Origin of the sequence: Iodobacter fluviatilis, assembly GCF_900451195.1 — a bacterium.
Classification (GTDB): Bacteria; Pseudomonadota; Gammaproteobacteria; order Burkholderiales; family Chitinibacteraceae; genus Iodobacter; species Iodobacter fluviatilis.
Genome location: NZ_UGHR01000001.1, coordinates 425,138 through 450,876, shown reverse-complemented (window position 1 = coordinate 450,876; position 25,739 = coordinate 425,138). Strand labels below are relative to the sequence as shown.

The window sequence follows — 25,739 nt, the reverse complement described above, 5'->3', positions numbered from 1 at the left end:
TAAAAAAAGGGCGAGACTGGCTCACCCTTTTTATTTCACAACTCACACAATCCTAACATTAATTTGCAGCTAATCTGGCTCTGATCTCAGCAAGGCTGGCTTCATTTAGGATTTTCCCGTTTTCAAATACGGGGATAAACTCGCAGTTATAAACATCGCTCCAGCTGGCCTGATCTTTTAAATAAAACTCGCCCTGTTGGTTTTTATATACAGCCACCAAGCCTTTGGCCGAATTTTTTGTGCCATCACCGGTTTTGGGCGCTTTAAATATTTCTTTATCGGCCCCAGCAATTTTTGCAAACGTCGCTTTTACCGCAAAGCCATCCGTATCACGAGTGACATACTGATAGGTATAGCTGCCAATACCAAACACCACATTGGTCGAAGCAAAGCCTTTGGCTTTTAAACCTGCACAAATCGCTTCGGCAATTTCAATGGTAATAGAATCGCCATAAATCAAACCCACATGCGGATCAAGTTGTTTATAGCCTTTACTGCTTTCAGTACCACCAAATACTTCCCATAGGCATTCAATTGCACCTTTATATTCAGGGCTACCTGGCTGTGCCGTGGCATCACCACAAATCATTTTTACGGGTGATCCGGTATCAGGCCTGAATACGACTTTACCATTACGAGCCATAATTTTATCTTTCAGCTGCACGGTAAAATCAGTCATCACCTGCCAGAAATCCCATGAATCAGAAACAATACTCACAATTCCGGCAGGGTAAATATCTTCAACTAAACGGCGGAATGTTTCTAATTCATTCTCCATTCCTCCTGCACACATCACCGAATGCTCAGTAGCTGCCACACTGCCACCCACCAATTCCTTATCGCTATCGGCTAGGTAATAATCTTCCAGAAAATCAATGGCCGGAATGGTATCCGTGCCGGTAAAACTTAGTAAATGGGCTGCACCACTCATTGCTGCGGCCTCTGCACCAAACATCCCTCTGAAGCTGAAATCATGGCCTTGCCAGTTTACAAAATCAGTACTGCCATCGGTTTCCAAGGCATATCGGGTGAGAATTTTTTTATACTCGTGCGCCGTTGTCGCGCTGGTACACATTCCCCAAACATTGGTCGAAAGAATCGTTTCTAGATAATTAGTCAGCCAGAAAAAACGCTCATCTGTATTAAAAATCACTAGGCAAGGCACACGCAACGGGTAAACCGATCCTTCTGGCAGAGCCATAATTTTAATCGGCAGATAACCCAGATCGTGCAAATCTGCAATATGCTGAGTACCCACATTATTCGGACCCAGATAATTATTAATACGGCGCTCAAAACGGCTGATAACGGCTTCTTTAGGCTGTTGAAAAAAATCAGCATTCCAGCGCTTAATCAGAAAATCTTTAATAAAATACTGCAGACCAAAAAATACCATTTTGTCGGTATATGTTCTGCGCGTAGTTCTGGCGGTTAAGTTGCTAAATACAATTTCAGTCTGATCAGGATATTGTCTGCGATGGTCTACTTTATAGCCATCAATCGCAGTAACTGGATTTAAGTTCATTTTGATTCTCCTTGAAGCGGCATAAAGGACCAAATATCTTTTACGGTAATATAATCAGTACTAATCATATTTTTCAGGCTATTGCTTGTAAAGACAGCATCAATACCACTGGCGCGCAGATCGCCCTCGTTTGCCACGCCTTCATAATGCGAAACAATTAAAATAATCCTGCCACTATTTTTAGCTTTTAGTTTTTTAGCTAATTCCATAAAAGTGCGGCCACCAGCACAGATATCATCAATAATAACGCAGGTTTTTCCGCCCAGATCATCACAATACACTTCGGTATCAATAATCCTGCCATTACTGACATCACGCACTTTATCTGCCCTGATCACTTCCAGCCCACCCAACTGAACGGATAATTCAAATATTTTTTTATTTGATCCAGCATCGGGCGAGATTAATACCATTTCTTCTGCTATTTCAGCAAGCACCTGTTTAATCAGCTGATGATTTTTTACCACCCGGGCCTTATTCAATACCGCCGCTGTTACATCACTATGCGGGTCAAATATAAATACCCGATTAAAATTTTGCTGATTAATCATATCCGCATACACTTTTACAGAAAGTGCTTCTCCCTGATTGCACACCCTGTCTTGCCTTGCGCCGGGGAAATAAGGGATATAAAGATCAATCACTTCTGCGCCATGCCGCTTTAAAGCATCCGTTAATAAGAGCAGCTGAATAATGGATTGATCACCTGAATAGCGAAACATAATTTCAGCATGGCGGCTGATCGGAGATAATATTTGAAAATGACTTTCACCTGCGCCAAATTGAAACTGCTTATATTCTGCCCCCATGTTTTCTGTGCGGGGTAAATAAAAACGACTGGAACATCCATCCATCATGATCACCCAATAAGGCTGCAACTGGTTAAAAGACTGTACTGAAAATATGATTTAAATGCTGAAGCAGTGATAAGCATGTTAGTGTCTCTGTGACACTATGTCAATCACTACGACGTAAAAATCCGTCAAAACAAGCTAAGGTATATGCTTTATAATGTCCCAGAGACACAAGTTAGGCATCTGAATGAGTACAGAATATACAAATCCATTGTTCACCGTTGACAGCGTGCTGTTTACGGTAAAAAACGGGCAGCTGATGGTGCTGCTGGTAAAACGCGCCCAGGCGCCCTTTACAGGTGCTTGGGCCCTACCTGGCGGCTTTATTGACGTAGAGCAGGATACCAATACCGATGCCACGGCAAGCCGTAAGCTGGAAGCCAAAACCGGTTTAAAACCCGCTTATCTGGAACAATTGCAAGTCATATCAGGGCCAGATAGGGACCCGCGTGGCTTTAGTGTCACCCTTGCCTACTTTGCGCTCGTGGCCTGCCAGGATGTCAGCCCCCAAATCAGCAGCGTAGAATCTGCCAGCTGGATTGCGGTGAGTGATCTGGAAAAAACAAACCTGGCTTTTGATCATCTGCAAATTATTCAAATGGCAAAGCAGCGCTTGCAGCAAAAAACGCTCTACTCAATGACGCCCATATTTTGCCTGCCCGCGCAATTTACCATTGCCCAGTTAAAAACGGTCATTGAAGCCATTATTGAAAAACCCATACAAAGAAAAAGCCTGATGCGCCGGATCGAAGCATCCCGCATCTTTGAAATCAGAGAAGAAAAAGTCTCATCAGGCGGGCGCATGGCCCAGCTTTACACGCTTAAGCCGGGGGCTGATTTGGTGAATTTTGAGCGGAATTTAAGCCTATAGTGCGGCAAAAGAGGAACACTTGTTAAGAAAAAGCCCGGCAAGATCCGGGCTTTGGTTTTTTACAAGCAGAGGCACCAACACTATTCAATATTCTGAATTTGCTCACGCATCTGCTCAATCAATACTTTAAGCTCAATCGAGGCGCGGCTGGTTTCGGCGCTGACTGATTTGGATCCAAGGGTATTGGCTTCACGGTTAAGCTCTTGCATCAGAAAATCGAGGCGCTTACCCACTGAGCCGCCTTTTTCCAGAATGCGACGAATTTCGCTGAAATGTGCATTCAGACGTGAAAGCTCTTCGTCGATATCAATTTTTTGCGCAAAGATCACAATTTCTTGGCGCACTCTATCGTCGTCCATCGTACCCAGTGCATCTAAAAAGCGCGCTTTCATGCGGGCTTCGTAAGAGGCGGCCAGCTGCGGAATCAGCGGGGTTACTTCATTCACAATGGTTTGCATTCCCGCAACACGCTCTAAAAGATGCGCTTTGAGCTTTTCACCCTCACGGCCACGGCTGGCGCTAAAATCAAGGAGTGCTTCGTCCAGCACTTCAAGACAGGCTGTGCCCAGTGATTCTGGTGCGGCAACTTGCGCAGATAAAACACCCGGCCAGCGTAAAAGCTCGCCAAGCTGCAGCTCGGAAGCGAGGGGAGCAATTTTTTTTGCGACTGCAGCGGCGGCTAAAAGCTGCTGTAATAGTTCTGTATTCAGCTGTAAAGCGGCCTCTCCACCGGCACGCGCGTTCCAGTTTACCCGGCACTCTACTTTGCCACGGGCTAGTTTTGCAGATACACGCTCACGAATCCCGCCTTCAAACGGGCGGATTTCTTCCGGAGTTCTGAGAGTAAGGTCTAAAAAACGGTGATTAACCGAACGCAGCTCAATACTTAAGGTGCCGCCTGTCAATTCACGTTGAATTGAGGCAAAACCAGTCATACTTAAAATCATTAGAGCTCCTTTATGGGATTTGCTTTACATTCCATCAAGCTGAAATCAAAATTAACAGATACACAAGTATAACGAAAAGACACGCATGGCAACCCCAAGCAATCAACCGCTCGCACGCGGCTATCAACTTCAGAACTACACGATCGCTAAACTGCTGTCCGCAGGAGGCTTTAGCATTGTGTATCTGGCGCATGATGAAAAAGATTATCCAGTCGCCATTAAGGAGTATTTGCCCAATTCTTTAGCCCTCCGAACAGAGGGTGAACTGGTGCAAGCACGCAGCGAAGACAGTATTGCCTTGTTTCGTCACGGCTTAAAATGTTTTTTTGAAGAAGGTAAAACTTTAGCCCATATTCAGCACCCAAATATTATCCGGGTTCGCAACTTTTTCCGCGCAAACGATACCGTATACATGGTGATGGAGTACGAGCGCGGCCGTACTTTGCAAAAAGAAATTCAGCTAAAACACAGCAGAGGCGGCGTAGATGAAGGCCTGATCCGTCATGTGTTTTATCATTTACTCAATGGTCTGCGTGAAGTGCATCTGAATAAGCTGCTGCATTTAGATATCAAGCCTGCCAATATTTATATCCGCAAAGATGGCTCGCCGGTGCTGCTGGATTTTGGCTCAGCCCGCCAGACACTGGCTACGGAGCAAAGCAAACTCACCCCGATGTATACACCGGGTTTTGCTGCCCCCGAGCAATACAATAAAAAAGATCCTCACGGGCCCTGGACCGATATCTATGGTGTGGGCGCCAGCTTATTTGCCTGTATTGCGGGTACAGCACCACAAGCGGCTGATCAGCGATTAAAACTCGATAAAGTGGTCAAGCTGCACGACCGCTATGGAGACCGTTATTCACCAGAGCTGATCGAGCTTATTTCTTCCTGCCTGAATTTAGATCCGGGCAGCAGACCACAAAGCGTACCTCAGCTTCAGAAGCAACTTTTAGAGCGGGGCTCTGCCCCTGTTAAACGTAGTGGCCTGGTCAGTATTTTGCGCCGTAAGTGGACAGAGTATTCAAACAAAGGCCAGCTGGAAACAGAATGAAATTTACCGTATACCAAAATAGCCGCCAGGGCGGCCGCCAATATAACCAGGATCGTCTGGGCTACTCCTATAGCCGCGATGCGCTCTTACTCGTTGTGGCCGACGGCATGGGTGGGCATCTGCACGGCGAAATCGCCGCGCAAATTGCGGTGGAGCTGCTAACCGATCTGTTTCAGAAAAAAGCACAACCCATCCTTAAAAGCCCCAATCAGTTTTTAAACGATGCATTACTTAAGTGCCACGCCGCTATTTCTGATTACGCCAGCAAGCATCACCTGCTTGAAATTCCCCGTACCACCGTTGTGGCCTGTGTGATTCAGGATGGCATTTTATTTTGGGCACATGTGGGCGATTCACGTCTGTATTTACTGCGTAAAGGTGAAATCCTGCTGCAAACCAAGGACCATTCTAAAGTCCAAAAATTACTGGATAGTGGCAAGATCACCGCTGAAGAAGCCCTGATTCACCCAGAGCGCAATAAAATTTATAACTGCCTAGGTGGCAGCATCAAGCCAGAAATCGAGCTGGGCGGCATTATTGCACTCTGCGACAGCGATACCCTGCTGTTATGCACGGACGGGCTGTGGGGCGGTGTTACAGAGAACCAGCTAGTCCACTTTTTATCTTCTTTTCCTGTCCTGTTTTCGATTCCTCAGCTGATGGATCAGGCCGAATTACATGGCGGCAAGCAGGCAGATAATATCAGTGCGCTGGGGATTAATTGGCACGATGCTGAAGATCAGTTTATTTCTGAAAATGCTTTTGTTTCCACACAAAAACTCGATCTCAATACCATCAGTACCCATATTGATCCATCCACCATCGCGGCCGATATTACGGATGAAGATATCGAAGCGGCGATCGCCGAGATTCAGGCGGCCATCCAGAAATACTCTAAATAATGCCTGCAGCCAGCCGCAAACCCCTGCCCGATCTACTCAGGGGCATTGCCGTGATTTTGATGGTGTTTTTTCATTTTTGTTTTGATCTGGCCTATTTCGGCAAACTGGCCGTCCAAACCAATATCGACCCTGAATGGGTTGCACTCAGAACCCTGATTGTGACCCTTTTTGCCGCTGTTGCTGGCTTGTCTACCGCAGAGAAAATCAGCCCCAAACGCCAGCTCAAACTCCTCGCCTGTGCAGGAGCGGCCACCTTGGGCAGCTGGTTTATTTTTCCTCATGCAGTGATCTGGTTTGGTGTTTTGCACTTCTTTTTTGCAGCCGGCCTGCTTGCCCCGTTTTTTGTGGGTAAAACTTCAACCAGTTTGCTGCTGGGGCCTCTGTTTATTTTACTGGGGGCTTATTTTCAAGCACCGCTGTTTAATCACCCAGCACTCGCCTGGCTGGGTATGATGACTTACAAACCCATGACCGAAGACTATGTGCCGCTCCTGCCCTGGTTTGGGGTGGTATTACTGGGTGTTGCTGCACAGCGGCTTATTCCTGCAGCATGGCTGAGCATGGGCAGTGCCGGATTCCTTGCCGCCATACGCTGGATGGGCAAGCATAGCCTGATCATTTATTTATTACACCAGCCCATTCTCTTTGCCATCCTCGGGCTGATTTTCAAAAAATAGACTGCAAATTTCAATATAAAACAGCAGAGTAAGCGTTTATCAGCCCCGCTTCGCCATATATTAGTCATATGGTCACTGTAATGTGTCAGTGTGACTTATTGCAGGGTCAGCCATTGCTAAGCATTAGAAATGCCTTGGCAAAGGTATAATCCCTGAAACTTACATCTAAATGAGACTCGCCATGCGCCCTTCCTCACGTCGTCCCGATGAACTTCGCAGCGTTCGTATCACCCGTCAATACACCCGTCATGCCGAAGGCTCGGTACTGATCGAGTTTGGTGACACCAAAGTACTCTGCACCGCTTCAGTCGAAGAAAACGTACCTCCTTTTTTAAAGGGTAAGGGCCAAGGATGGGTCACAGCGGAATACGGCATGCTGCCGCGCTCTACCAATAGCCGTATGCGCCGTGAAGCGGCTCAGGGCAAGCAAAGTGGCCGCACACAGGAAATTCAACGACTGATTGGCCGCTCATTACGCTCTGTGGTTGATATGGCGGCCTTGGGCGAGCGCCAGATTGTGATCGATTGTGATGTAATCCAGGCCGATGGTGGCACCCGTACCGCCAGCATTACCGGCGCATTTGTCGCCCTAACCGATGCAATTAACGGCCTGATTGCGGCAGGTAAACTCAGCGCCTCACCGATTCGTGAACACGTTGCAGCAATTTCGGTTGGTATTTATAAAGGCGCAGCCGTGCTGGATCTGGATTACCCAGAAGACTCAGACTGCGAAACAGATATGAATGTGGTGATGACCAGCAGCGGAAAATTTGTAGAAGTACAAGGAACAGCCGAAGGTGATGCATTTAGCAGAGAAGAAATGAATACATTATTAAATTTAGCTGAAAAAGGGATTCAAGACCTGATCACCATGCAGGAAAAAGCATTAGCCCTCTGATTTAGAAAGAAAATTAAGCCAATATTGGCGAGATATTTTCCTTAAATCGGTATGGCGGTGGGGATAAAAAGCGCAGAAAATAGCGGTAAAGCAACAATTACCCGAATTCAAATGCTCATTTTAATTTGAATTTACCAGCAAAATCCCCACCCTCGTGGTGATTATCACGATAAAGAATAGACGGTGCCGATAAGGTTTAGCCCCTTTTTGATTACTTGGTTAAAGTACAAACGATGAAACGTGTAGATGATTTCCGCCTTCGCTTCGGTAAAAAAGAACTCGTACCGATCATGATTGGCGGTATGGGTGTCGATATTTCCACTGCCGATCTGGCACTTGAAGCAGCTCGCCTCGGTGGTGTTGGCCATATTTCAGATGCCATGATCAACACAGTGACTGATCGTCGCTACAAAACCAAGCAAGTAAAAGAAAAACTTCAGCAGTACAAACACAATGTAGCCAACTCGGATAAATCCGAAGTTCAGTTTGATTTAGGCCGCCTAGAAGAAGCCACCAAACTGCACGTGGGTAAAACCATGGAAGCCAAGCGTGGTGATGGCCTAGTCTTTATCAACTGCATGGAAAAACTCACCATGAATGCCCCGAAAGAAACACTTCGGGTGCGTTTAACAGCAGCACTGGATGCGGGCATTGATGGCATTACGCTGGCGGCCGGTTTGCATCTGGGATCGATGGGGCTGATCGAAGATCACCCGCGCTTCAGAGACGCAAAGCTGGGGATTATTGTTTCCTCTGTGCGCGCCTTGCAATTATTTCTGCGTAAAAACGCAAAGCTCAACCGCCTGCCAGATTACGTCGTGGTTGAAGGCCCGCTGGCGGGCGGGCACTTAGGCTTTGGCATGGATTGGGCGCAATACGATTTAGCCACCATCGTGGCCGAAATCCGCCAGTTTATGCTCGACGAGCACCTAGATATCCCGATTATTCCTGCCGGTGGTATTTTCACGGGCACCGATGCGGTGTCTTTCCTGGAAGCCGGTGCTGCTGCAGTACAAGTTGCCACCCGTTTTACGGTATCAACTGAATGCGGCCTGCCTGCTGGTGTTCAGCAGGAATACTTTAAAGCCAGCGAAGACAATATCGAAGTGAATCAGATCTCCCCAACGGGCTATCCGATGCGCATGTTAAAAAACAGCCCATCCATTGGTGCTGGCATTCGTCCAAACTGCGAGGCTTATGGCTATCTGCTGGATGCGAAGGGCAGCTGTAGCTATATCGAGGCATACAATCGTGAAATCGCCATTGCCCCCGATGCAAAGCGCATCAAGGTAATGGATAAAACCTGCCTTTGCACCCATATGCGTAATTTTGATTGCTGGACCTGTGGGCACTATACCTATCGCCTGAAAGACACCAGCCATAAACACGAAGATGGCAGCTACCAGATTCTGTCGGCTGAGCATATTTTTCATGACTATCAGTACAGCACAGACCATAAAATTGCGCTGCCAGCTAAAGTAGAGCTAGAGCTAGCCAAATAAAACGACGCACCCATAAAAAAACGGCATAGCTTAGGCTATGCCGTTTTTCCTTGCTAGCGATCGCGTGAACCCTAGCGCTATTAATCTACCCCGCGCGCACGATCAGCATGGAATTGCGCCACATGGCTGCTAAATTGATCCGTTTCAATGGCTGCGCGCATCTCTGCCATCACCACTTGATAGTAATGCAGGTTGTGGATGGTATTCAGTTGAGCAGCCAAAATCTCGCCGGTGCGGAATAAATGATGTAGGTAAGCACGGCTGAAGTTTTTGCAGGTGTAGCAGGTACAAGTCTCGTCTAAAGGACGCTTATCGAGCTTGTGTTTGGCATTTTTGATTTTTACATCGCCAAAGCGGGTAAACAACATGCCATTCCTTGCGTTGCGGGTGGGCATCACGCAATCGAACATATCAATACCCTGACTCACCCCATACACGAGGTCTTCAGGCGTGCCTACGCCCATTAAATAGCGCGGCTTGTTAACCGGTAATTTAGGTGCGGTATGGGCCAGAATGCGCTCCATATATTCCTTAGGCTCGCCCACCGACAGGCCACCAATGGCCATCCCATCAAAACCAATTTCTAAAAGGCCCGCAATCGATTCATCACGCAGGTCTTCATACATACCGCCCTGCACAATCCCAAATAGCGCATTCGGGTTTTGCTGCGCATCAAATTCAGCGCGTGAGCGTTTGGCCCAGCGATAAGACATCCGCATCGAGTCGCCTGCTTGTTTACGATCGGCAGGATACGGTGTGCATTCGTCAAAAATCATCACGATGTCAGAATTGAGCACCGTTTGGATTTTCATTGATTCTTCAGGCGTTAAAAATAATTTATCGCCATTCACCGGGCTTTGGAAAGTCACGCCTTCTTCGGTGATTTTGCGCATCGCGCCCAAGCTGAATACCTGGAAACCACCCGAGTCGGTGAGGATGGGTTTATCCCATCCCATAAATTCATGCAAACCACCAAATTGCTCAACCACTTCCAGACCAGGGCGCAGCCACAGATGGAAAGTGTTGCCGAGGCAAATTTGCGCGCCAATTTCTTTTAAATCGCGTGGGGTCATGGCTTTTACCGTGCCATAAGTGCCCACAGGCATAAACACCGGCGTTTCAACTACGCCGTGATTTAAAGTCATGGTGCCGCGACGCGCGCCACCACTGGTGGCTTTTAATTCAAATTTCAACATTATTTTTCCTAAACGCCGCCGGAAACACAGTCCGGCACGGGCCGCAAGATTACCGCCAAGCCAGCAGCAAAGCAATGTCAGTGCAGTGCAGTGTGAAAATAGCGGGCATTCAATGATAAACAACGCTGATCCAACTTTTGAAAAACACAGCCATCTAACTTTTTCGATCTTTTTAAAAGCTGTGTCCTTGCTGGATAGACAGAATCTTCGGGCCCGTCAGTGATTCAGCTTTTGCTGCACAGAATCCTGCAAGTCTTCCAGCTCATCCTGACTAAGGCCAAGCAGCCCCCGCAGCAGCACTTCCGCTTGCGGCCACCCCACCTGCTCAGGTAAATGCAATGAACGCTGAACAATATGTTCAGCCAGCTGGGCCAGTGCAATTAAAGTGCAGACATGCGGCCATTGCGCAGCGCGCTCTGAAATATCGCCATCGTGCAAATGCAAAATAGCAAGGCTGCTTGCTACGGGCAAATACCATGCGCGGGCCAGTAAATAGCCCACCACATTATGGCTGACACGATACTGCTTCTCTTCCCGGGTGATTAAGGCCTGGTTTGTACAATGATCATCAACAGCATGCTGCAGCGTGTAGCCCGGAAAACGCAGAGCCATCAGGGGCTTGCCACAGTTCAGAAACAAACCCAGCGTATATGCTTCATCACTGGACACACCGTGCACCGCCTCTGCTAAATAAGCCGCAGCCATCGCAACAGATGAAGAGTAATCCCAGAATTCGCTCATATCCCCAAGTGATGCGGGGCTTAGTACCTGCCGCAACACCAGTCCCTGCACAATATTGGCTAAGTTTTTTAAGCCCAGCAGCTGCAATGCCTGCTGCACCGAATTAACCCTGCTGCTCAGGCTAAAAAACGGCGAGTTCACTGTTTTAATGACCGCCCCTGATAAAACCATATCTGCACTGATTAAGCGGGCAATCGCTGCAAAATCGGGGGTTTCAGAATGCTGAGCATCTTCTAAAGCCAGCAAAATATCAGGACGTGGGGGAATGACCATACCACGCATCAAAGCTTTTGCATCTTCAGGACTGATTTCACTAAACACAATAAACCCCTACTCTATGTGTGGCTTACTTCAGAGTAGCAGGCTCCAATAGCATCGCATCGCCATAGCTGAAAAATCTGTATTCTTGCTCCACTGCATGCTGATAAGCGGCACGCATTGTGTCGTAGCCTGCAAACGCCGCGACCAGCATTAATAAAGTGGATTTGGGTAAATGAAAATTAGTGATCAGGCGATCCACCACGCGGAACTGATAGCCCGGCGTGATAAAGATATTAGTATCCCCTTCCGGCTCGGCCAATAAGCCTTGCTGAGACGCCGCTTCCAATGCACGCAGGCTGGTGGTTCCTACTGCAATCACACGGCCGCCCTGCGCCTTAGCGTCCTGAATCAGGGCCACTGTTGCTGCCGGAATGGAATAACGCTCATGGTGCATTGTATGTTCGGCAATATTATCCACCCGCACCGGCTGAAAAGTGCCTGCGCCCACGTGTAAAGTCAGGTAGCCTGTTTTAACACCCATCGCTTGTAACTGCGCGAGCAAATCCTCAGTAAAATGCAGACCTGCCGTAGGCGCTGCCACGGCACCTGGGTCCCGCGCATAGATAGTCTGATAACGCTTAGCATCTTCATCATCAGGGATATGAGTGATATAGGGAGGCAAAGGCAGCTGCCCCGCCTGTTCTAGGATATCTAATACGCTTTCTTCACCATCAAACTGCAATTTAAACAGATCATCTTTGCGCTCGGTCATTGTCGCCGTCCAACGATCTGCAAAAATAAGCCTCGCTCCAGGCTTGGGAGCTTTGGATGAACGGATGTGAGCCAGTGCGCTGTGCTCATCCAAAACGCGTTCAATTAAAGCCTCAATTGCACCGCCTGATTCTTTTTTACCGAACACCCGGGCCTTAATCACCTTGGTATCGTTAAAAATAAGTACATCACCTGCACGCAAAAACTGTGGCAATTCGCGAAAATGTGAATCTTGCCGTGTAAGGCCATCTACATGTAATAAACGGCTTTCCCCACGTGCATCAGGGGGAAACTGTGCAATCAGAGATTCAGGCAAATGGTAATCAAAGTCAGCTACTTGCATGTAAAAACAAGCCTTTTTTAAGATGTAACAAAACTACAAGGCGTGTATCACCTTGTACGATAAAACCCGCATGTAGATTGGCCTGGCGGACTTTCAAACAAGTGTTTTAGAATGCAAATCGCCGAAATTACCCACTTTTTCTGGACAAATTCGCACATACTGCGGCAAACTTCGCCCAATGACAGGCAACAAAAGTGAGTAGCGGATGCAAAACACACGCAATATCCTAGTACTACATGGCCCAAATTTGAACCTGCTAGGGTCAAGAGAGCCGCAGCACTACGGTGCTGATACCCTAGAGACAATCAATTCTAAGCTCATTGAACTGGGACAACAGCGTGCTGCCCGCGTTGATGCTTTCCAATCGAATCGCGAATACGAGCTAATCGATCGCATTCATGCTGCCCGTTTGGACGGCACGGATTTTATCATCATTAACCCCGCTGCGTTTACACATACCAGCATTGCTATTCGTGATGCGCTGGCAGGGGTACAAATTCCTTTTATTGAAGTTCACCTGTCCAATGTTCATGCTCGTGAATCATTCCGGCACCACTCCTATTTTTCCGACCTCGCGGTTGGCGTTATCTGCGGCCTGGGCGCATTCGGCTATGAATGCGCCTTGGATTTCGCACTCCGTTTTACTCCCAAGGCCCCCTGATAATTAATCAACGCCAATAAATTCTCATATACAGAGAGGAGACCCCTATGGATTTGCGCAAACTTAAGAAACTGATTGATCTGGTTGAAGAATCTGGCATCGCCGAGCTTGAAGTAACCGAAGGTGAAGAACGCGTTCGTATTACCCGCGTCAATCAGAATATCCCGGCCTATGCACAAGCCATGCAATACCAGCTGCCTCCTGTAGCCGCTCCTGCTGCCGCAGCAGCACCGCTTGCCGTCGCTGTTGCCGCAGAAGTAGAAGCGCAGCCAGAAGGCTTTATTGCTAAATCCCCGATGGTGGGTACTTTCTACCGCGCTTCTTCCCCTGAAGCAAAAAACTTTGTTGAAGTTGGCCAGCAAGTCAATGTGGGCGACACTTTATGCATCATTGAAGCCATGAAGCTCCTGAATGAAATCGAAGCCGACAAGGCAGGCGTGATCAAATCGATCCTGGTCGAAAATGGCCGCCCTGTTGAATACGGTGAGCCACTATTTATTATTGGCTGATTTGGTAAGGCTTAAAAAGGGAAGAACAGGGTTAAACCCCTGGCTTCCCTTTCATCCTTACTCCTCACGGAGCTTCCCATGTTTGAAAAAATCCTGATTGCAAATCGCGGTGAAATTGCGCTGCGCATTTTGCGCGCCTGCCGTGAAATGGGCATCAAAACGGTTGTCGTGCATTCTGAAGCCGACCGCGAAGCAAAATACGTCAAATTAGCCGATGAATCGGTATGTATTGGCCCAGCCTCCTCCACATTAAGCTATCTGAATGTGCCAGCACTGATTGCCGCAGCCGAAGTCACAGAAGCGCAGGCTATTCACCCAGGCTACGGCTTTTTAAGTGAAAACGCCGACTTTGCCCAACGCGTTGAAGAATCCGGCTTTGCCTTTATCGGCCCGCGCCCGGAATCCATCCGCCTGATGGGCGACAAGGTTTCTGCCAAAGACGCCATGAAAGAAGCAGGCGTACCTTGCGTACCCGGCTCTGATGGCGCTTTACCAGACGATCCTGCTGAATTAATGAAAATCGGTAAAGCCGTTGGCTACCCGGTCATTATTAAAGCAGCTGGCGGCGGCGGTGGCCGCGGCATGCGTGTGGTGAATACTGAAGAAGAATTGGTCGCGGCTGTAGAGCTAACCAAATCAGAAGCAGAAAAGTTCTTTGGGAATGCCATGGTTTACATGGAAAAATACCTGCAGAACCCACGCCATATCGAGATCCAGATTCTGGCCGACCAACATGGTAATGCCATTTATCTGGGCGAGCGTGATTGCTCTATGCAGCGTCGTCACCAAAAAGTGATCGAAGAAGCACCTGCTCCAGGTATTACCGAAGCACAGCGTAAACAAATCGGTGAAAGATGTGCTGCTGCCTGCCGCAAGATTAATTACCGTGGCGCAGGCACATTCGAATTCTTATTTGAAAACGGCGAATTCTATTTCATTGAAATGAATACTCGTGTTCAAGTTGAGCATCCGGTAACTGAAATGATTACCGGCATCGATATTGTGCAAGAGCAAATCCGTGTGGCGGCTAATTTACCGCTACGCTATACGCAAAAAGACGTCAAACTCAAAGGCCACGCCATTGAGTGCCGGATTAATGCAGAAGACCCGCTGAAGTTTATCCCCAGCCCGGGCAAGATCACCACTTACCACACCCCTGGCGGTCCTGGTGTGCGCGTGGATTCACATGTTTACCAAGGCTATACCGTACCATCGCATTACGATTCGATGATCGGTAAAATCATTACCTATGGTGATGATCGCGCTCAAGCCATGGCCAGAATGCGAATTGCATTGTCTGAAATGGTCGTACAAGGGATCAACACCAATATCCCTTTACATCAGCAGCTTTTATTAGATGAAGCCTTTATTAAAGGCAGCACCAGCATTCATTATTTGGAGCACAGAATGCCGGAAATCAGAAAGCAATTAGAAGGCAAACTCGCGCAGCCTTAAAACAAAAACACCGCAGCAATGCGGTGTTTTTTATATGAAGATTAATTACTGATCAATTTGCTCAATGGCACGACACAGCAGCTGAAGAGACTGATCAAGCTCATTGATATATCGATATAACACATCGCCTCTTTCTCCCTGACGCAATAAAGACTCAACCTTGGCCGCAAATTGCGTTATATCATTGAACGACAAATTTGCAGCAGCACCTTTTAAAGAATGCGCCGCTCTGGAAGCACTTTCAAAATCTCCCTGTGCTAGTGCGGCACGAATTCTTTCCGGGTTGTCCTGCTCGGTCATGACCAGTTGCTGAATGACCAGCCAATACAATGCAGCATTCTGCCCCAGCCTTGCCAGTCCATCATCCATATCCAAACCAGCCACACCCGATAATAATTTCAGCTTATCCAATTCAGATAAATCCTTCGATCCGGATAAAATGACTTCAGCGGGCTTGGGCTCCTCTGGAGGTGTTTTAGTGGCCGGTTCCTCTGGCAAGAGATCGCCAATATAAATACGTGTACTGCCATCAGCGGATAAACGATGCTGATGCCAGTATTGCAAACGCTCAAATAATAAAGCCGGATCAATTGGCTTGGTGATATGTTCATTCATCCCTTCAGCTAAACAACGGGCTCTTTCTTCATTAATGGCATGAGCCGTCATTGCAATAATAGGCAGGGTATTAAACACTGCATCACTGCGAATTACAGCTGTCGCTTCATGGCCATCCATTTTTGGCATTTGCAGATCCATTAATACGCAGTGATAATGCTTAGGACCAAATTCCACTATTTTTTTAATCGCTTCATGGCCATTATTTGCAATATCAACCTCAATAGCCGCAGAGCGCATTAACTCTAAAGCGATCTGCTGGTTAACTAAATTATCCTCTACCAATAAAACACGCATGCCTTTTAAGTAAGGAATAATATCGGTACGGGTAAATGATGCTATATCTCGCAATAATTCAGGCGCAAAGATTGTTAATAAAGTATCCACAACCATTGATTGATTAATTGGTTTAAATAAAAAACCATCTACATGCGCCGCTTGTGCTTCTGCGCGAATATCTTCACGGGTATAAGCCGTCACCAGTACAAGCGATGGCGTATGACACAGTCTTTTATCCAGATTAATTCTGCGGGCTAATTCAAGGCCATTCATTTCCGGCATATGCCAGTCTGTAAAAACCACGCCATAGGGTTGCTGTTTTGCATCGGCACGGTGCAAATTGACTAGCGCATCTTCTCCGGAAGACACAGCATCTACTACAAAAGTAAGACTTTGCAGTGATTCCTGCAAAATCTCACGGGCAACCGAATTATCATCCACCACCAAAATACGCATGCCATGTAAATGGTGAGGTAAGCGTGTAGTGTTGTGCTGCTGAGCGGTTTCATGGCCAAAAACACAGCTAAACGCAAAAACAGAGCCCCGTTCTGGCACGCTTTGCACTTCAATTTCCCCGCCCATCATTTCAACCAAGCGCTTGGAAATCGACAATCCTAGGCCTGTACCACCAAATTTGCGCGTGGTTGTACTATCCGCTTGGCTAAAAGGTAAAAACAGTTTTTTTACCTGTTCTGAACTCATGCCCATACCCGTATCCCGGACAGAAAAGCGCAAAACCACCTGCTTTTCATCAGAACGGATTAACTCACAAATTACATGTACTTCACCTTTTTCGGTAAATTTAATTGCATTACTCACCATATTCAGTAATACCTGCCCCAAGCGCAGTGGATCACCAACTAAATATCTCGGTACATTCGGGTGCACTTGAAAAAGATATTCAATACCTTTGTCTTCTGCTTTGCCTGATGTCAGAGTCGCAATATTGGCAAAGACCTGGTCAAGATTAAAATCAATTTTTTCAATAGATAATTTACCCTCTTCAATCTTAGAAAAATCTAAAATATCGTTAATTATTCCCAATAAAGACTGACCTGCGTAATGAATTTTCTGCACATAATCACGCTGACGCTCATTTAAATTTGTTTTCAATGCTAAATGAGCCATACCAATAACCGCATTCATTGGTGTTCTGATTTCATGGCTCATATTGGCCAGAAATGCACTTTTTGCCTGTGTTGCCGCCTCTGCAGTTTTTTGTGCCAATTTTAATTCGGTAATATCCATCGCAATTCCCCCAACAGCATAAACACTGCCATCCGCATCCCGCAGGGGAAATTTATGCGTTAAAAAGGTATGTAATCCATCAGCAGTCATGATTTCTTCCTCAACCCGCTGAGGTGCATTTTCTGCAATTACCCGCTTATCCTGAATCAAGAAACGATCTGCTGTTTCCGGCCCCGCAATCTCTTCATCGGTCATCCCTACCAGAGATTCACCTGCCCGATTAAATAATTCAGCAAAACGCAAATTGTGCCGCAAATAGCGGCCATTTAAATCTTTTAAAGAAACCAAAGCAGGGGAGAATTCTAAAATGGATTCCAGTACATTCCGATTACGCTCAAGCTCTACCTTGCGCTTGGCCACCAATGATTCAAGCTCCTGATACATTTGTGCATTTTCAATAGAAATGGCAGCCTGTGCAGACAACCACTCTAATACCTGCCTGCGCTGCATAGAAAATGTATTACTGATCGTGCTGTGCTCTAAATACAATACCCGGCGTCCGGCACTGCTGCGCCCCAATGCACGACAAAGAATAGAAGCAGGACGATACTGCGTAAAATAAATATCTCCCCTGAATTCAGAAAACTGCGTTAGCTCATTTAATAAAGTGGTTTGCCCTGTATTAAAAACAAAACGCAATAAACTCTCAGGTAATACCGGCTGTACAAAATTAAGAATCGCCTCAATTTGCAACTGATCACCGTCACGCACCACAATGGCACCACGATCAGCACCTGCGGCTTCGATAATAATTTTCAGTAAACGCCCTAATAATGGCTGCACGCCCACTTCACTGGAAATCGCTTGAACTGCCCGCAAAATAGCCAACGTATCAAGGCTATCTAAGGCATGCAGCGCATCCACATCGTTTTGAATAACCTCCAGCTCCTGCCTTGGCAACACTTTTAAACGCAGCTCAACCCGCCCCATCAGCGCTAATGCATGGCACTGCCGATAACAGGTTGCCGCTTGAGTTAAAATTTGCTGAATAGGCTCAAAAGCGCAGGCTCTTTCCTCCAGCCATAATCCAAGCATTTCATAAAAATAGGCCTCATCCAGCAAAAAACCTCTTTGTTGAGCAAGGCGAATAGCATGCCAGTATAAAAGCTCAGCATCCTCAGTTCGATTATCCAGACGCGCCTGCTCGGCACGTAAAAAAACCAGTTTATGCTCTACATTTTCAGGCGTTCCCTCTTTAGAAATTTGCTCAAAGTATTCGCTGATGGCCTCCATGGCATCAATATAAGCCTGTCGTTTTTTTCCAGAGTTCTTTCTGGCTAAAGCAGCCAGCGCCAAACCATGGGAAAACTTCCAGACTAAATTTAATAAATAGGTTGATGGATAATCTTTGCCTATTTGCTCCGCCAATAACAAAGCTGCATCATATTCCTGTGAATAAATATGCAAAGAAAGTTGTGCAATATGCAAACCTGCCATGACAATGGGCACACTACCCCAGATTTGCCGAAATGCCTGTACATCAAAATGCTCGCTGTTTAAATCGCTCAAGGAGCCGCTTTCCCCATGTAACACCCGGGCTAAAGCTTCAAAAGGCTGCGCCAGCGTTACAGGAAAAATTACATCATGCGTTAAACAATATTGCCCCAGTTGCTGATTGCTGGAAATCACATCGAGCATACTGCGGCCTAATAAAAAATGACTCCATGGCTTGGCCACTAATACATAAGCACCATAAACTAAATCATGTGCTTTCAGTGCCAGATTATAATTTTCATCTAAAAGAGGTAGCGTAGTCTCAGCGTGCAAAGTCCAATGATTAATATTCCATGTGTAATAAGTAAATGCACGGTTATAGCCCCATAAATCAAACAGTTTTTCTCTGCTTAACTTTAAACCAGCATCCGCAATATTGCGGGCATCCTGATAATTATTAAATTGTGAAATCATTGTAATACCCAAAAGGGTATAACAAAAAGGAGAAAGCAGTGCATTACCAAATGCAATCGAGCGGTTAACGCCAAGAACAGAAATTAGCGAAAACAAAGGATAATGAGTAAAAATAGCAGATTCAGAAATAGACGCAATAAGTTTTAAAATAATATCTGTTTCTGCATCATGCGCAAAAGGTAAATTATATAAATCAGATAATTTTTTATCTGAAAAATAATTTCTGAACATCACCATTTCACTTTTAAAACGTTCATTCATTCTATAGTGATCATTTACTTCAGGGATATCCATACCAAATAAAATCAAACCAAGCCGGCCTGCTTCAAGGTTTTCGGCCATCCTGCCTTTGCGGCTGTAATAAATACTTTGTCTGATCCGTGCATGGGCTTTATCTAAAGCGCTCTGCCCCTTAGATAATAAAGTTTCAACCAGTAGCTCAAATCGCTCATCCAGATTACATAAATCGCAAGCTTCTGATGCATTTAGGTAAATATCAAAGCTAAGTTGATAATGTTCTGACCATGAATTTTCGGGTAATAAGAAAATAGCCGTATCTAAATATCGCATGGCGGCCTGATAGGCCATTGCCTCTCTCGCTTTAATACCTGCCCGTAAATTAAGCTGAGCGTAGGCAATTCGCTCCAGAGGCTGCCTAACTTTGTCCAGACCAAAATTAAGTTGATCCACAATTTCAAACAATGGCGCTTCGGTCGCCTCAGCAGATATCTGCTGCAATAAACAGCGACCAATCTCTAAATGCAGGCTGTTTAAATTGCGATCTAAAGTAACAGAATAGGCGGCTTGCTGAATCCGGTCATGGGCAAACTGAAATACTTTTCGCTCACCTCCCTCATGAACAGCAAGCAGCAACTCATCATGCAGAGCAGGAGCCAATAATGTAAGCGCAAAAGATTCGCTTATATTTTCAACAATAGCCAATAATGATAAATCAAAGCGCTTTCCAATACAGGCAGCCGTTTGTAATACAGTTTGAGTTTCAACTGAAAAGCGATTTAAACGCTGCATCATTAATTCAACTACATTATCTGCAGCATCTTGCAGGCGGGCTAGGTCTAATTGCCAGTGCCAAGTATTGTCAGTAAAATCAAAAAACAACTGCCCTTTAGCCTGCATATTTTTAAGAAACTGTCTTGCATAAAATGGATTACCTTCCGTTTTGCTCATCAGTAAATAGCTTAACTCAGCCACATTCTGAATATTGCGGCAGGTATCCTGAATCAACTCACTTAAATGCTCAGCATGCAGAGGCTGTAAAGCTAGTTTTTCAACACAAGCCTTGCTTTTAAGTACCTCATTTAGCATATTAACTAATGGGTGATTCGCATCGACCTCATTATCACGATATGCCGCAATAATCAGTATGTGAGCTGCCATACTGCTTTTAGCAAAGGACTGAATCAAAGCAAGCGAAGCAAAATCAGCCCACTGTAAATCATCTAAAAATATCGCCAACGGATGCTCTTTACTGGCAAATAGCGCCACTAACTGAGCAAACAGTTCATTAAACCGGCGCTGAGCCGCAAGGCCACTTAGCAAAGGTGCAGCGGATTGTGGGCCAATTATTTTTTCTAAATCAGGAAGAACATCAATAACAATTTGTGCGTTTTCACCCAGTGAGTCTGCGATTTTCTCACGCCATTGTGCTAACTCTGCCTGTTTACTGGCTAATACCTGACGAAGCAGTGACTTAAAGGCTTCTATTAATGCTGAATAAGGTGAATCACGTCTGAATTGATCAAACTTACCAACAATAAGCCGCCCTCCCTTATTTTGGACTTCATCCCGAATTGAAAGTGCTAAAGTGGATTTTCCTACCCCCGAATACCCGCCTAACATGCAAATAATCGCTTGCCCCTGAGCCGCTCTTGAATATAACTGCTGCAAATAATCAATTTCTTGTTCCCGGCCATATAAATGATCCGGAATCATAAATTGTGATCCTGAATCTGTTTCACCCAATATAAATAAAGCAATATAGCCTGCTGTTTTTAATTGCTGAATACACAGAGCAAGATCCGCAGCCAAACCTTTGGCTGTTGCATATCTAGCTTCCGGAGATTTCGCCAAGAGCTTTAAAATAAGATGAGAAATCTGTAAGGGTAATTGTGGCTCCAGAGAGGCTGGCGCAACAGGTAATGAAGACATTTGCTGATGAGCTAAATCAAGTAAATCATCAGCAGAAAAAGGAAGGCGCCCTGTAATCCACTCATAGAGAATAACGCCCAGAGAGTATAAATCACTGCGCTTATCAAATTGCGCTAAGCGACCAGCCTGCTCTGGCGAGGCATAACGCAGGCAAAGCAGGCTAAGTGCAAGTTCTTCCTGATGTGCAGGGCTGATACTGGCACCTGAATCTGTAAAACTAATATATTCAGGCCGTAAAGCGCCATGTACCCCTTTTTTTTCATGCCAAACAGCAAGCTGCTCTGCTAATTGCAAAGCTTTATTCAAAACAATCAGTAAGTCCGAAAGGGAATGATTCATTTTAGCCAATGTGCTTTCCACCCTGTTCGCCAACAACAATCGCTAAAAGTAAACTTTTAGAACCATTTTTTTGCAAACTAAAAGATACCCTTCATTTTATGAAAAATTCAGGCAAGCTGCCTAAAACCTTCATTGACTCAGAGTGTCCCACAGAGTTGTTGCTGCACAGCCAGGTATTATCCCTGATCAGATGCATCGCTTTATGGCAAACCACATGAAAACTATATTTTATGGACTGAATTACCCAACCTTAGATCGATGACGGCTAGCGGGAACGCCAGCGATCCCGCACACGCTCTAATGCCTCAATTTCATCCCTTAATGCCTGCCCGCAAGGCAAGAAACCCCGCCACCAAAAACCAAGCAGCGCAGTCACGGCTCGTTTCAGATAAAAAGTTATTTGCACAGGCCGCTGAATACGGGCGTTAAAAAACTGACGTAAGATCGCAATCATTCTGGCACCATCGTTTTATTTAATTGACAATGACATAGTAATTGGCAATTAAATTGCGATAAACTAGCTAAAAACGACACACTGTTTGCATATGAAAACAATGCTCCCACCTGATGCCTTACTCGCCTTCGATGCGCTTGCACGCACTGCCAGCTTTACCGCCGCGGCTGACTTACTTGCTTGCACTAAAAGCCATATCAGCCAAAGTGTAAAACGCCTAGAGGCAGAGCTTGCTACCCTGCTGGTGCTCAGAACCACAAGACGGGTATCACTCACAGAGGCGGGGATCAGGCTGGCTGTGCATGCTGCTGCATTACGAGAGATGCTGCAGCAATCACGCAGGGATATTGAAGGACTGCAGGCAACGGTAGAGGGGCCACTTCGTATTAGTGCCACTCAAGCCTTCGGGCAAACCATACTGGCCCCCATCCTAGTTGAATTCAGCTTGCAATACCCTGCCATACGCCTTGAATTAGACACGGATCACAGGCTTAAAAACCCCATCGCAGATGGTATTGATTTTTGCCTTAGATCAAGAACAGTGGGAGATGAAAATCTGGTGGCAAGGCATCTGGGCTTATCACAAAAAAGGATTTATGCCTCAGCTAGTTATCTTGCACAGGCAGGACGGCTGGATCATCCTTGTGATTTAATGTCACACCGTGTTTTACTCGAATTACATCAAGAGCAAGAAGGCAGCTGGCTACTGGAATGCGAAGGAAAAATCGAGCAAATTGAGCTACATAGCCAGTTCTCTATTGATAGCTATGCCAGCACAGCCAGCGCTGTTGCTGCTGGCTTTGGTGTCGCTTTATTACCTGCCTATATTGCAGAGCCTCTGGTCAGTAAAGGTGAAATCCAGGAGGTTTTACCAGGCTGGCAACCAGCGCCCTACCCCTTTTATCTGGTCTACCCCTACCATCACCCGCTACCCAAAAAATATGAGGCGTTTATTCAATTTGTTGTGCCACGTATCCAAGCACGCTTGCAAAACAATTTAAGCAAACCGCTTCAATAAGTCACACAAATTTCAGGCGTAAAAAAACCACTCAACCCATGAGGTGGAGTGGTGATTTATACAGTATGCATCATGCAATACTTGGCGTTCCCACGGGGAATCGAACCCCGGCCGCCGCCGTGAAAGGGCAGTGTTCTAACCGCTAAACTATGGGAACATTTTTTAAAACTACTTAAATATCACTAAATCAAAAGACTCAAGGTATTTAATGGTGCGGCTGAAGAGATTCGAACTCCTGACCCTCTGGTTCGTAGCCAGATACTCTATCCAACTGAGCTACAGCCGCATACTTCTGTATATACTAAATTTTGGCGTTCCCACGGGGAATCGAACCCCGGCCGCCGCCGTGAAAGGGCAGTGTTCTAACCGCTAAACTATGGGAACATCTTTAAAACTACTTAAATATTACTGAATCAAAAGACTCAACGTATTTAATGGTGCGGCTGAAGAGATTCGAACTCCTGACCCTCTGGTTCGTAGCCAGATACTCTATCCAACTGAGCTACAGCCGCTCTGCAAGTTCAAAAAATAAAAAAACCGGCTTAGCCGGCCTTGATATTCCGAACTTACGTCTTACAAATTCTGGCGTTCCCACGGGGAATCGAACCCCGGCCGCCGCCGTGAAAGGGCAGTGTTCTAACCGCTAAACTATGGGAACATCTTTAAAACTACTTAAATATCACTGAATCAAAAGACTCAACGTATTTAATGGTGCGGCTGAAGAGATTCGAACTCCTGACCCTCTGGTTCGTAGCCAGATACTCTATCCAACTGAGCTACAGCCGCAACATGCTTGGCGGAGAGCAAGGGATTCGAACCCTCGATACAGGTTTTGCCCGTATGCTCCCTTAGCAGGGGAGTGCCTTCGACCACTCGGCCAACTCTCCGTCAAGGACCCGAATACTACGCAAACACCGCAAAGCCGTCAACCGCTAAGCTGAAAATAATTTAAGTTTCATTAGCTATTTCTTACAGTACGGCATCAATCAAAAGCTAGTGTTTTGTTTTGTAAGGTAAAAAAACAAGAAGGTGCAGAATAAAAAATTCTGCACCTTTTTAAAAAATCAGATATCACGGTCAAAAACATAACAAACATTGTTTTAGGACAGAGTCAGATTCTTTATTCTGAGCTGATTTTACTCAATTGTATCCAGACCAAACGCTTTATGCAGCACGCGCACAGCAAGCTCAAGATACTTTTCATCCACCACAACTGAGATTTTAATCTCGGAAGTAGAAATCATTTGGATATTGATCCCTTCTTCAGCAAGCGTGCGGAACATTGTTGAAGCCACACCGACATGCGAGCGCATGCCCACACCCACGATCGATACTTTACAGATCTTATCGTCGCCATTGATCTGGCGGGCGCTGATCTGGCTTTGTGCGCCTTCTAATACTTTAATCGCACGGCCCAAATCATTTTTAGGGACGGTAAAGGAGAAATCAGTTGTGCCATCCTGGCCCACGTTTTGGATAATCATATCAACGTCGATATTAGCATCCGCCACTGGCCCTAAAATTTGATAAGCAATGCCCGGTTTATCTGGCACGCCGATCACATTGATACGGGCTTCATCACGGTTAAACGCAATGCCGGAAATAACGGGTTTTTCCATCTTACTGTCTTCCTCGAAGGTAATCAGCGTGCCATCGCCCTCTTCTTCAAAAGAAGACAAGACACGTAACTTCACATTGTATTTACCGGCAAATTCAACCGATCGGGTCTGTAATACCTTTGAGCCTAAGCTGGCCATTTCCAGCATTTCTTCAAAAGTAATCGTGGAAAGCTTGCGTGCCTCTGGCACTACGCGCGGGTCTGTGGTGTAAACGCCATCCACATCGGTGTAGATCTGGCATTCGTCAGCCTTAAGTGCTGCGGCCAGCGCAACACCTGTGGTGTCGGAGCCACCACGGCCCAAGGTCGTGATATTGCCCTGTGCGTCTACGCCCTGAAAGCCCGCAACAATCACAACCTTGCCAGCGGCCAGATCGCTGCGCATTCCGCCATCGTCAATATGCTGGATGCGCGCCTTGGTGTGCGCGCTGTCGGTCAGGATCTTGACCTGACCACCGGTGTAGCTTACTGCATCAACGCCGATTTCTTTCAGCGCCATAGCCAGTAGGCCAATAGTGACCTGCTCACCGGTAGAGACAATGACATCCAATTCACGAGGATCTGGGTTGGCCTGAATTTCTTTAGCCAGTGCGATCAGCTTATTGGTTTCGCCGGACATCGCAGAAACAGCAACGACTATATCGTGCCCTTCTGCTTTGAATTTAGCCACGCGGCGAGCCACGTTTTTAATCCGCTCGGTAGTACCTACCGAGGTGCCGCCATATTTCTGGACAATCAATGCCATGGATCAAACCTGCTGCTTGGGTAGGTTTTAAAAGGAAAGATCATTGTAATGAAAGCCGGCGATCTTTTCGAGCAAGAAAACAGTTTAAGTCATTATTTATTCATGAATTGTTATGCTGTTTAGGCATAAACATCACAAGCAATGGCTATATGTTTTAAACACATCGCCCTGAGCCTGCT

Annotated in this window: 19 protein-coding genes and 7 tRNA genes; 10 read left to right on the top strand and 16 right to left on the bottom strand. The window is 46.2% G+C overall.

Features of this window, described 5'->3' with window-relative positions:
- Positions 1-58: 58 nt before the first annotated feature.
- Positions 59-1,525 (bottom strand): nicotinate phosphoribosyltransferase, encoded by a 1,467-nt coding sequence (locus DYD62_RS02085; RefSeq protein ID WP_115225840.1) that lies wholly within the window; start codon positions 1,523-1,525, stop codon positions 59-61.
- Entirely contained in the window at positions 1,522-2,382 is an 861-nt protein-coding gene (prs, locus tag DYD62_RS02080; protein WP_115228175.1) for a ribose-phosphate diphosphokinase, read from the bottom strand. The genes DYD62_RS02085 and prs overlap by 4 nt, the downstream gene beginning before the upstream one ends.
- A 184-nt stretch (positions 2,383-2,566) precedes the next feature.
- On the opposite strand from prs, the gene DYD62_RS02075 reads away from it, so the two are divergent.
- Complete coding sequence (locus tag DYD62_RS02075) at positions 2,567-3,250, top strand: NUDIX domain-containing protein (RefSeq protein ID WP_115225839.1); 684 nt, start codon at positions 2,567-2,569, stop codon at positions 3,248-3,250.
- An 80-nt stretch (positions 3,251-3,330) separates the two neighbouring features.
- On the opposite strand, the gene DYD62_RS02070 is transcribed toward DYD62_RS02075, so the two are convergent.
- On the bottom strand, positions 3,331-4,197 hold the full coding sequence (locus DYD62_RS02070; protein WP_115225838.1) for a YicC/YloC family endoribonuclease: 867 nt from the start codon (positions 4,195-4,197) through the stop codon (positions 3,331-3,333).
- An 85-nt stretch (positions 4,198-4,282) separates the two neighbouring features.
- Here DYD62_RS02070 and DYD62_RS02065 point away from each other — a divergent pair, with 85 nt between their 5' ends.
- From DYD62_RS02065 to DYD62_RS02045, 5 genes are all read left to right on the top strand, one after another.
- Entirely contained in the window at positions 4,283-5,251 is a 969-nt protein-coding gene (locus tag DYD62_RS02065) for a serine/threonine protein kinase (protein WP_099398207.1), read from the top strand.
- A complete protein-coding gene (locus tag DYD62_RS02060) occupies positions 5,248-6,153 on the top strand; it encodes a PP2C family protein-serine/threonine phosphatase (protein WP_115225837.1) in 906 nt (301 codons plus the stop codon). The genes DYD62_RS02065 and DYD62_RS02060 overlap by 4 nt, the downstream gene beginning before the upstream one ends.
- The gene (locus DYD62_RS02055; protein ID WP_115225836.1) at positions 6,153-6,830 is read left to right on the top strand and encodes a heparan-alpha-glucosaminide N-acetyltransferase; all 678 of its coding nucleotides are present in this window, start codon (positions 6,153-6,155) and stop codon (positions 6,828-6,830) included. Before DYD62_RS02060 ends, DYD62_RS02055 begins: the two co-directional genes overlap by 1 nt.
- Before the next feature lie 181 nt (positions 6,831-7,011).
- Positions 7,012-7,728, top strand: coding sequence for a ribonuclease PH (gene rph / locus DYD62_RS02050; RefSeq protein WP_115225835.1), 717 nt, complete (start codon positions 7,012-7,014; stop codon positions 7,726-7,728).
- 233 nt (positions 7,729-7,961) lie between these two features.
- Complete coding sequence (locus tag DYD62_RS02045; RefSeq protein ID WP_115225834.1) at positions 7,962-9,230, top strand: nitronate monooxygenase; 1,269 nt, start codon at positions 7,962-7,964, stop codon at positions 9,228-9,230.
- An 80-nt stretch (positions 9,231-9,310) separates the two neighbouring features.
- Here the strand turns inward: DYD62_RS02045 and tgt are convergent, their stop codons facing one another.
- The 3 genes from tgt to queA all read right to left on the bottom strand — a co-directional run bounded on the left by tgt (position 9,311) and on the right by queA (position 12,542).
- Positions 9,311-10,426: a tRNA guanosine(34) transglycosylase Tgt gene (gene tgt, locus DYD62_RS02040; RefSeq protein WP_115225833.1), complete on the bottom strand. Its 1,116-nt coding sequence runs from the start codon at positions 10,424-10,426 to the stop codon at positions 9,311-9,313.
- Positions 10,427-10,642: 216 nt separating this feature from the next.
- Positions 10,643-11,488 (bottom strand): HDOD domain-containing protein, encoded by an 846-nt coding sequence (locus DYD62_RS02035; protein WP_115225832.1) that lies wholly within the window; start codon positions 11,486-11,488, stop codon positions 10,643-10,645.
- A 25-nt stretch (positions 11,489-11,513) separates the two neighbouring features.
- A complete protein-coding gene (queA, locus tag DYD62_RS02030) occupies positions 11,514-12,542 on the bottom strand; it encodes a tRNA preQ1(34) S-adenosylmethionine ribosyltransferase-isomerase QueA (protein WP_115225831.1) in 1,029 nt (342 codons plus the stop codon).
- Between the two features lie 205 nt (positions 12,543-12,747).
- Between queA and aroQ the strand changes: the two genes are divergently transcribed.
- The 3 genes from aroQ to accC all read left to right on the top strand — a co-directional run bounded on the left by aroQ (position 12,748) and on the right by accC (position 15,167).
- Positions 12,748-13,203: a type II 3-dehydroquinate dehydratase gene (aroQ, locus tag DYD62_RS02025; RefSeq protein ID WP_115225830.1), complete on the top strand. Its 456-nt coding sequence runs from the start codon at positions 12,748-12,750 to the stop codon at positions 13,201-13,203.
- 47 nt (positions 13,204-13,250) lie between these two features.
- A complete protein-coding gene (accB, locus tag DYD62_RS02020) occupies positions 13,251-13,712 on the top strand; it encodes an acetyl-CoA carboxylase biotin carboxyl carrier protein (RefSeq protein ID WP_099398199.1) in 462 nt (153 codons plus the stop codon).
- 78 nt (positions 13,713-13,790) lie between these two features.
- Positions 13,791-15,167 (top strand): acetyl-CoA carboxylase biotin carboxylase subunit, encoded by a 1,377-nt coding sequence (accC, locus tag DYD62_RS02015; protein WP_115225829.1) that lies wholly within the window; start codon positions 13,791-13,793, stop codon positions 15,165-15,167.
- 45 nt (positions 15,168-15,212) lie between these two features.
- Here the strand turns inward: accC and DYD62_RS02010 are convergent, their stop codons facing one another.
- Both DYD62_RS02010 and DYD62_RS02005 read right to left on the bottom strand, forming a co-directional pair.
- The gene (locus tag DYD62_RS02010) at positions 15,213-21,725 is read right to left on the bottom strand and encodes a response regulator (RefSeq protein WP_132038593.1); all 6,513 of its coding nucleotides are present in this window, start codon (positions 21,723-21,725) and stop codon (positions 15,213-15,215) included.
- A gap of 265 nt (positions 21,726-21,990) precedes the next feature.
- Positions 21,991-22,179: a hypothetical protein gene (locus tag DYD62_RS02005; protein WP_115225827.1), complete on the bottom strand. Its 189-nt coding sequence runs from the start codon at positions 22,177-22,179 to the stop codon at positions 21,991-21,993.
- A gap of 91 nt (positions 22,180-22,270) precedes the next feature.
- On the opposite strand from DYD62_RS02005, the gene DYD62_RS02000 reads away from it, so the two are divergent.
- Positions 22,271-23,197, top strand: coding sequence for a LysR family transcriptional regulator (locus DYD62_RS02000; protein ID WP_115225826.1), 927 nt, complete (start codon positions 22,271-22,273; stop codon positions 23,195-23,197).
- 82 nt (positions 23,198-23,279) lie between these two features.
- Here the strand turns inward: DYD62_RS02000 and DYD62_RS01995 are convergent.
- From DYD62_RS01995 to DYD62_RS01960, 8 genes are all read right to left on the bottom strand, one after another.
- Positions 23,280-23,354, bottom strand: a tRNA-Glu gene (locus DYD62_RS01995).
- 52 nt (positions 23,355-23,406) lie between these two features.
- Positions 23,407-23,483 (bottom strand) — tRNA-Arg (locus DYD62_RS01990).
- Positions 23,484-23,506: 23 nt separating this feature from the next.
- Positions 23,507-23,581, bottom strand: a tRNA-Glu gene (locus DYD62_RS01985).
- A gap of 51 nt (positions 23,582-23,632) precedes the next feature.
- A tRNA-Arg gene (locus tag DYD62_RS01980) sits at positions 23,633-23,709 on the bottom strand.
- Positions 23,710-23,780: 71 nt separating this feature from the next.
- A tRNA-Glu gene (locus DYD62_RS01975) sits at positions 23,781-23,855 on the bottom strand.
- 51 nt (positions 23,856-23,906) lie between these two features.
- A tRNA-Arg gene (locus tag DYD62_RS01970) sits at positions 23,907-23,983 on the bottom strand.
- Positions 23,984-23,991: 8 nt separating this feature from the next.
- Positions 23,992-24,084: transfer RNA gene (locus DYD62_RS01965), tRNA-Ser, on the bottom strand.
- A gap of 249 nt (positions 24,085-24,333) precedes the next feature.
- Complete coding sequence (locus DYD62_RS01960; protein ID WP_115225825.1) at positions 24,334-25,560, bottom strand: aspartate kinase; 1,227 nt, start codon at positions 25,558-25,560, stop codon at positions 24,334-24,336.
- Between the last annotated feature and the right edge of the window lie 179 nt (positions 25,561-25,739).

Coding starts and splice junctions, on each gene's coding strand:
- DYD62_RS02085 (WP_115225840.1), bottom strand. CDS start 1,525: ATGAACTTAAATCCAGTTACTGCGATTGATGGCTATAAAGTAGACCAT.
- prs (WP_115228175.1), bottom strand. CDS start 2,382: ATGATGGATGGATGTTCCAGTCGTTTTTATTTACCCCGCACAGAAAAC.
- DYD62_RS02075 (WP_115225839.1), top strand. CDS start 2,567: ATGAGTACAGAATATACAAATCCATTGTTCACCGTTGACAGCGTGCTG.
- DYD62_RS02070 (WP_115225838.1), bottom strand. CDS start 4,197: ATGATTTTAAGTATGACTGGTTTTGCCTCAATTCAACGTGAATTGACA.
- DYD62_RS02065 (WP_099398207.1), top strand. CDS start 4,283: ATGGCAACCCCAAGCAATCAACCGCTCGCACGCGGCTATCAACTTCAG.
- DYD62_RS02060 (WP_115225837.1), top strand. CDS start 5,248: ATGAAATTTACCGTATACCAAAATAGCCGCCAGGGCGGCCGCCAATAT.
- DYD62_RS02055 (WP_115225836.1), top strand. CDS start 6,153: ATGCCTGCAGCCAGCCGCAAACCCCTGCCCGATCTACTCAGGGGCATT.
- rph (WP_115225835.1), top strand. CDS start 7,012: ATGCGCCCTTCCTCACGTCGTCCCGATGAACTTCGCAGCGTTCGTATC.
- DYD62_RS02045 (WP_115225834.1), top strand. CDS start 7,962: ATGAAACGTGTAGATGATTTCCGCCTTCGCTTCGGTAAAAAAGAACTC.
- tgt (WP_115225833.1), bottom strand. CDS start 10,426: ATGTTGAAATTTGAATTAAAAGCCACCAGTGGTGGCGCGCGTCGCGGC.
- queA (WP_115225831.1), bottom strand. CDS start 12,542: ATGCAAGTAGCTGACTTTGATTACCATTTGCCTGAATCTCTGATTGCA.
- aroQ (WP_115225830.1), top strand. CDS start 12,748: ATGCAAAACACACGCAATATCCTAGTACTACATGGCCCAAATTTGAAC.
- accB (WP_099398199.1), top strand. CDS start 13,251: ATGGATTTGCGCAAACTTAAGAAACTGATTGATCTGGTTGAAGAATCT.
- accC (WP_115225829.1), top strand. CDS start 13,791: ATGTTTGAAAAAATCCTGATTGCAAATCGCGGTGAAATTGCGCTGCGC.
- DYD62_RS02010 (WP_132038593.1), bottom strand. CDS start 21,725: ATGAATCATTCCCTTTCGGACTTACTGATTGTTTTGAATAAAGCTTTG.
- DYD62_RS02005 (WP_115225827.1), bottom strand. CDS start 22,179: ATGATTGCGATCTTACGTCAGTTTTTTAACGCCCGTATTCAGCGGCCT.
- DYD62_RS02000 (WP_115225826.1), top strand. CDS start 22,271: ATGAAAACAATGCTCCCACCTGATGCCTTACTCGCCTTCGATGCGCTT.
- DYD62_RS01960 (WP_115225825.1), bottom strand. CDS start 25,560: ATGGCATTGATTGTCCAGAAATATGGCGGCACCTCGGTAGGTACTACC.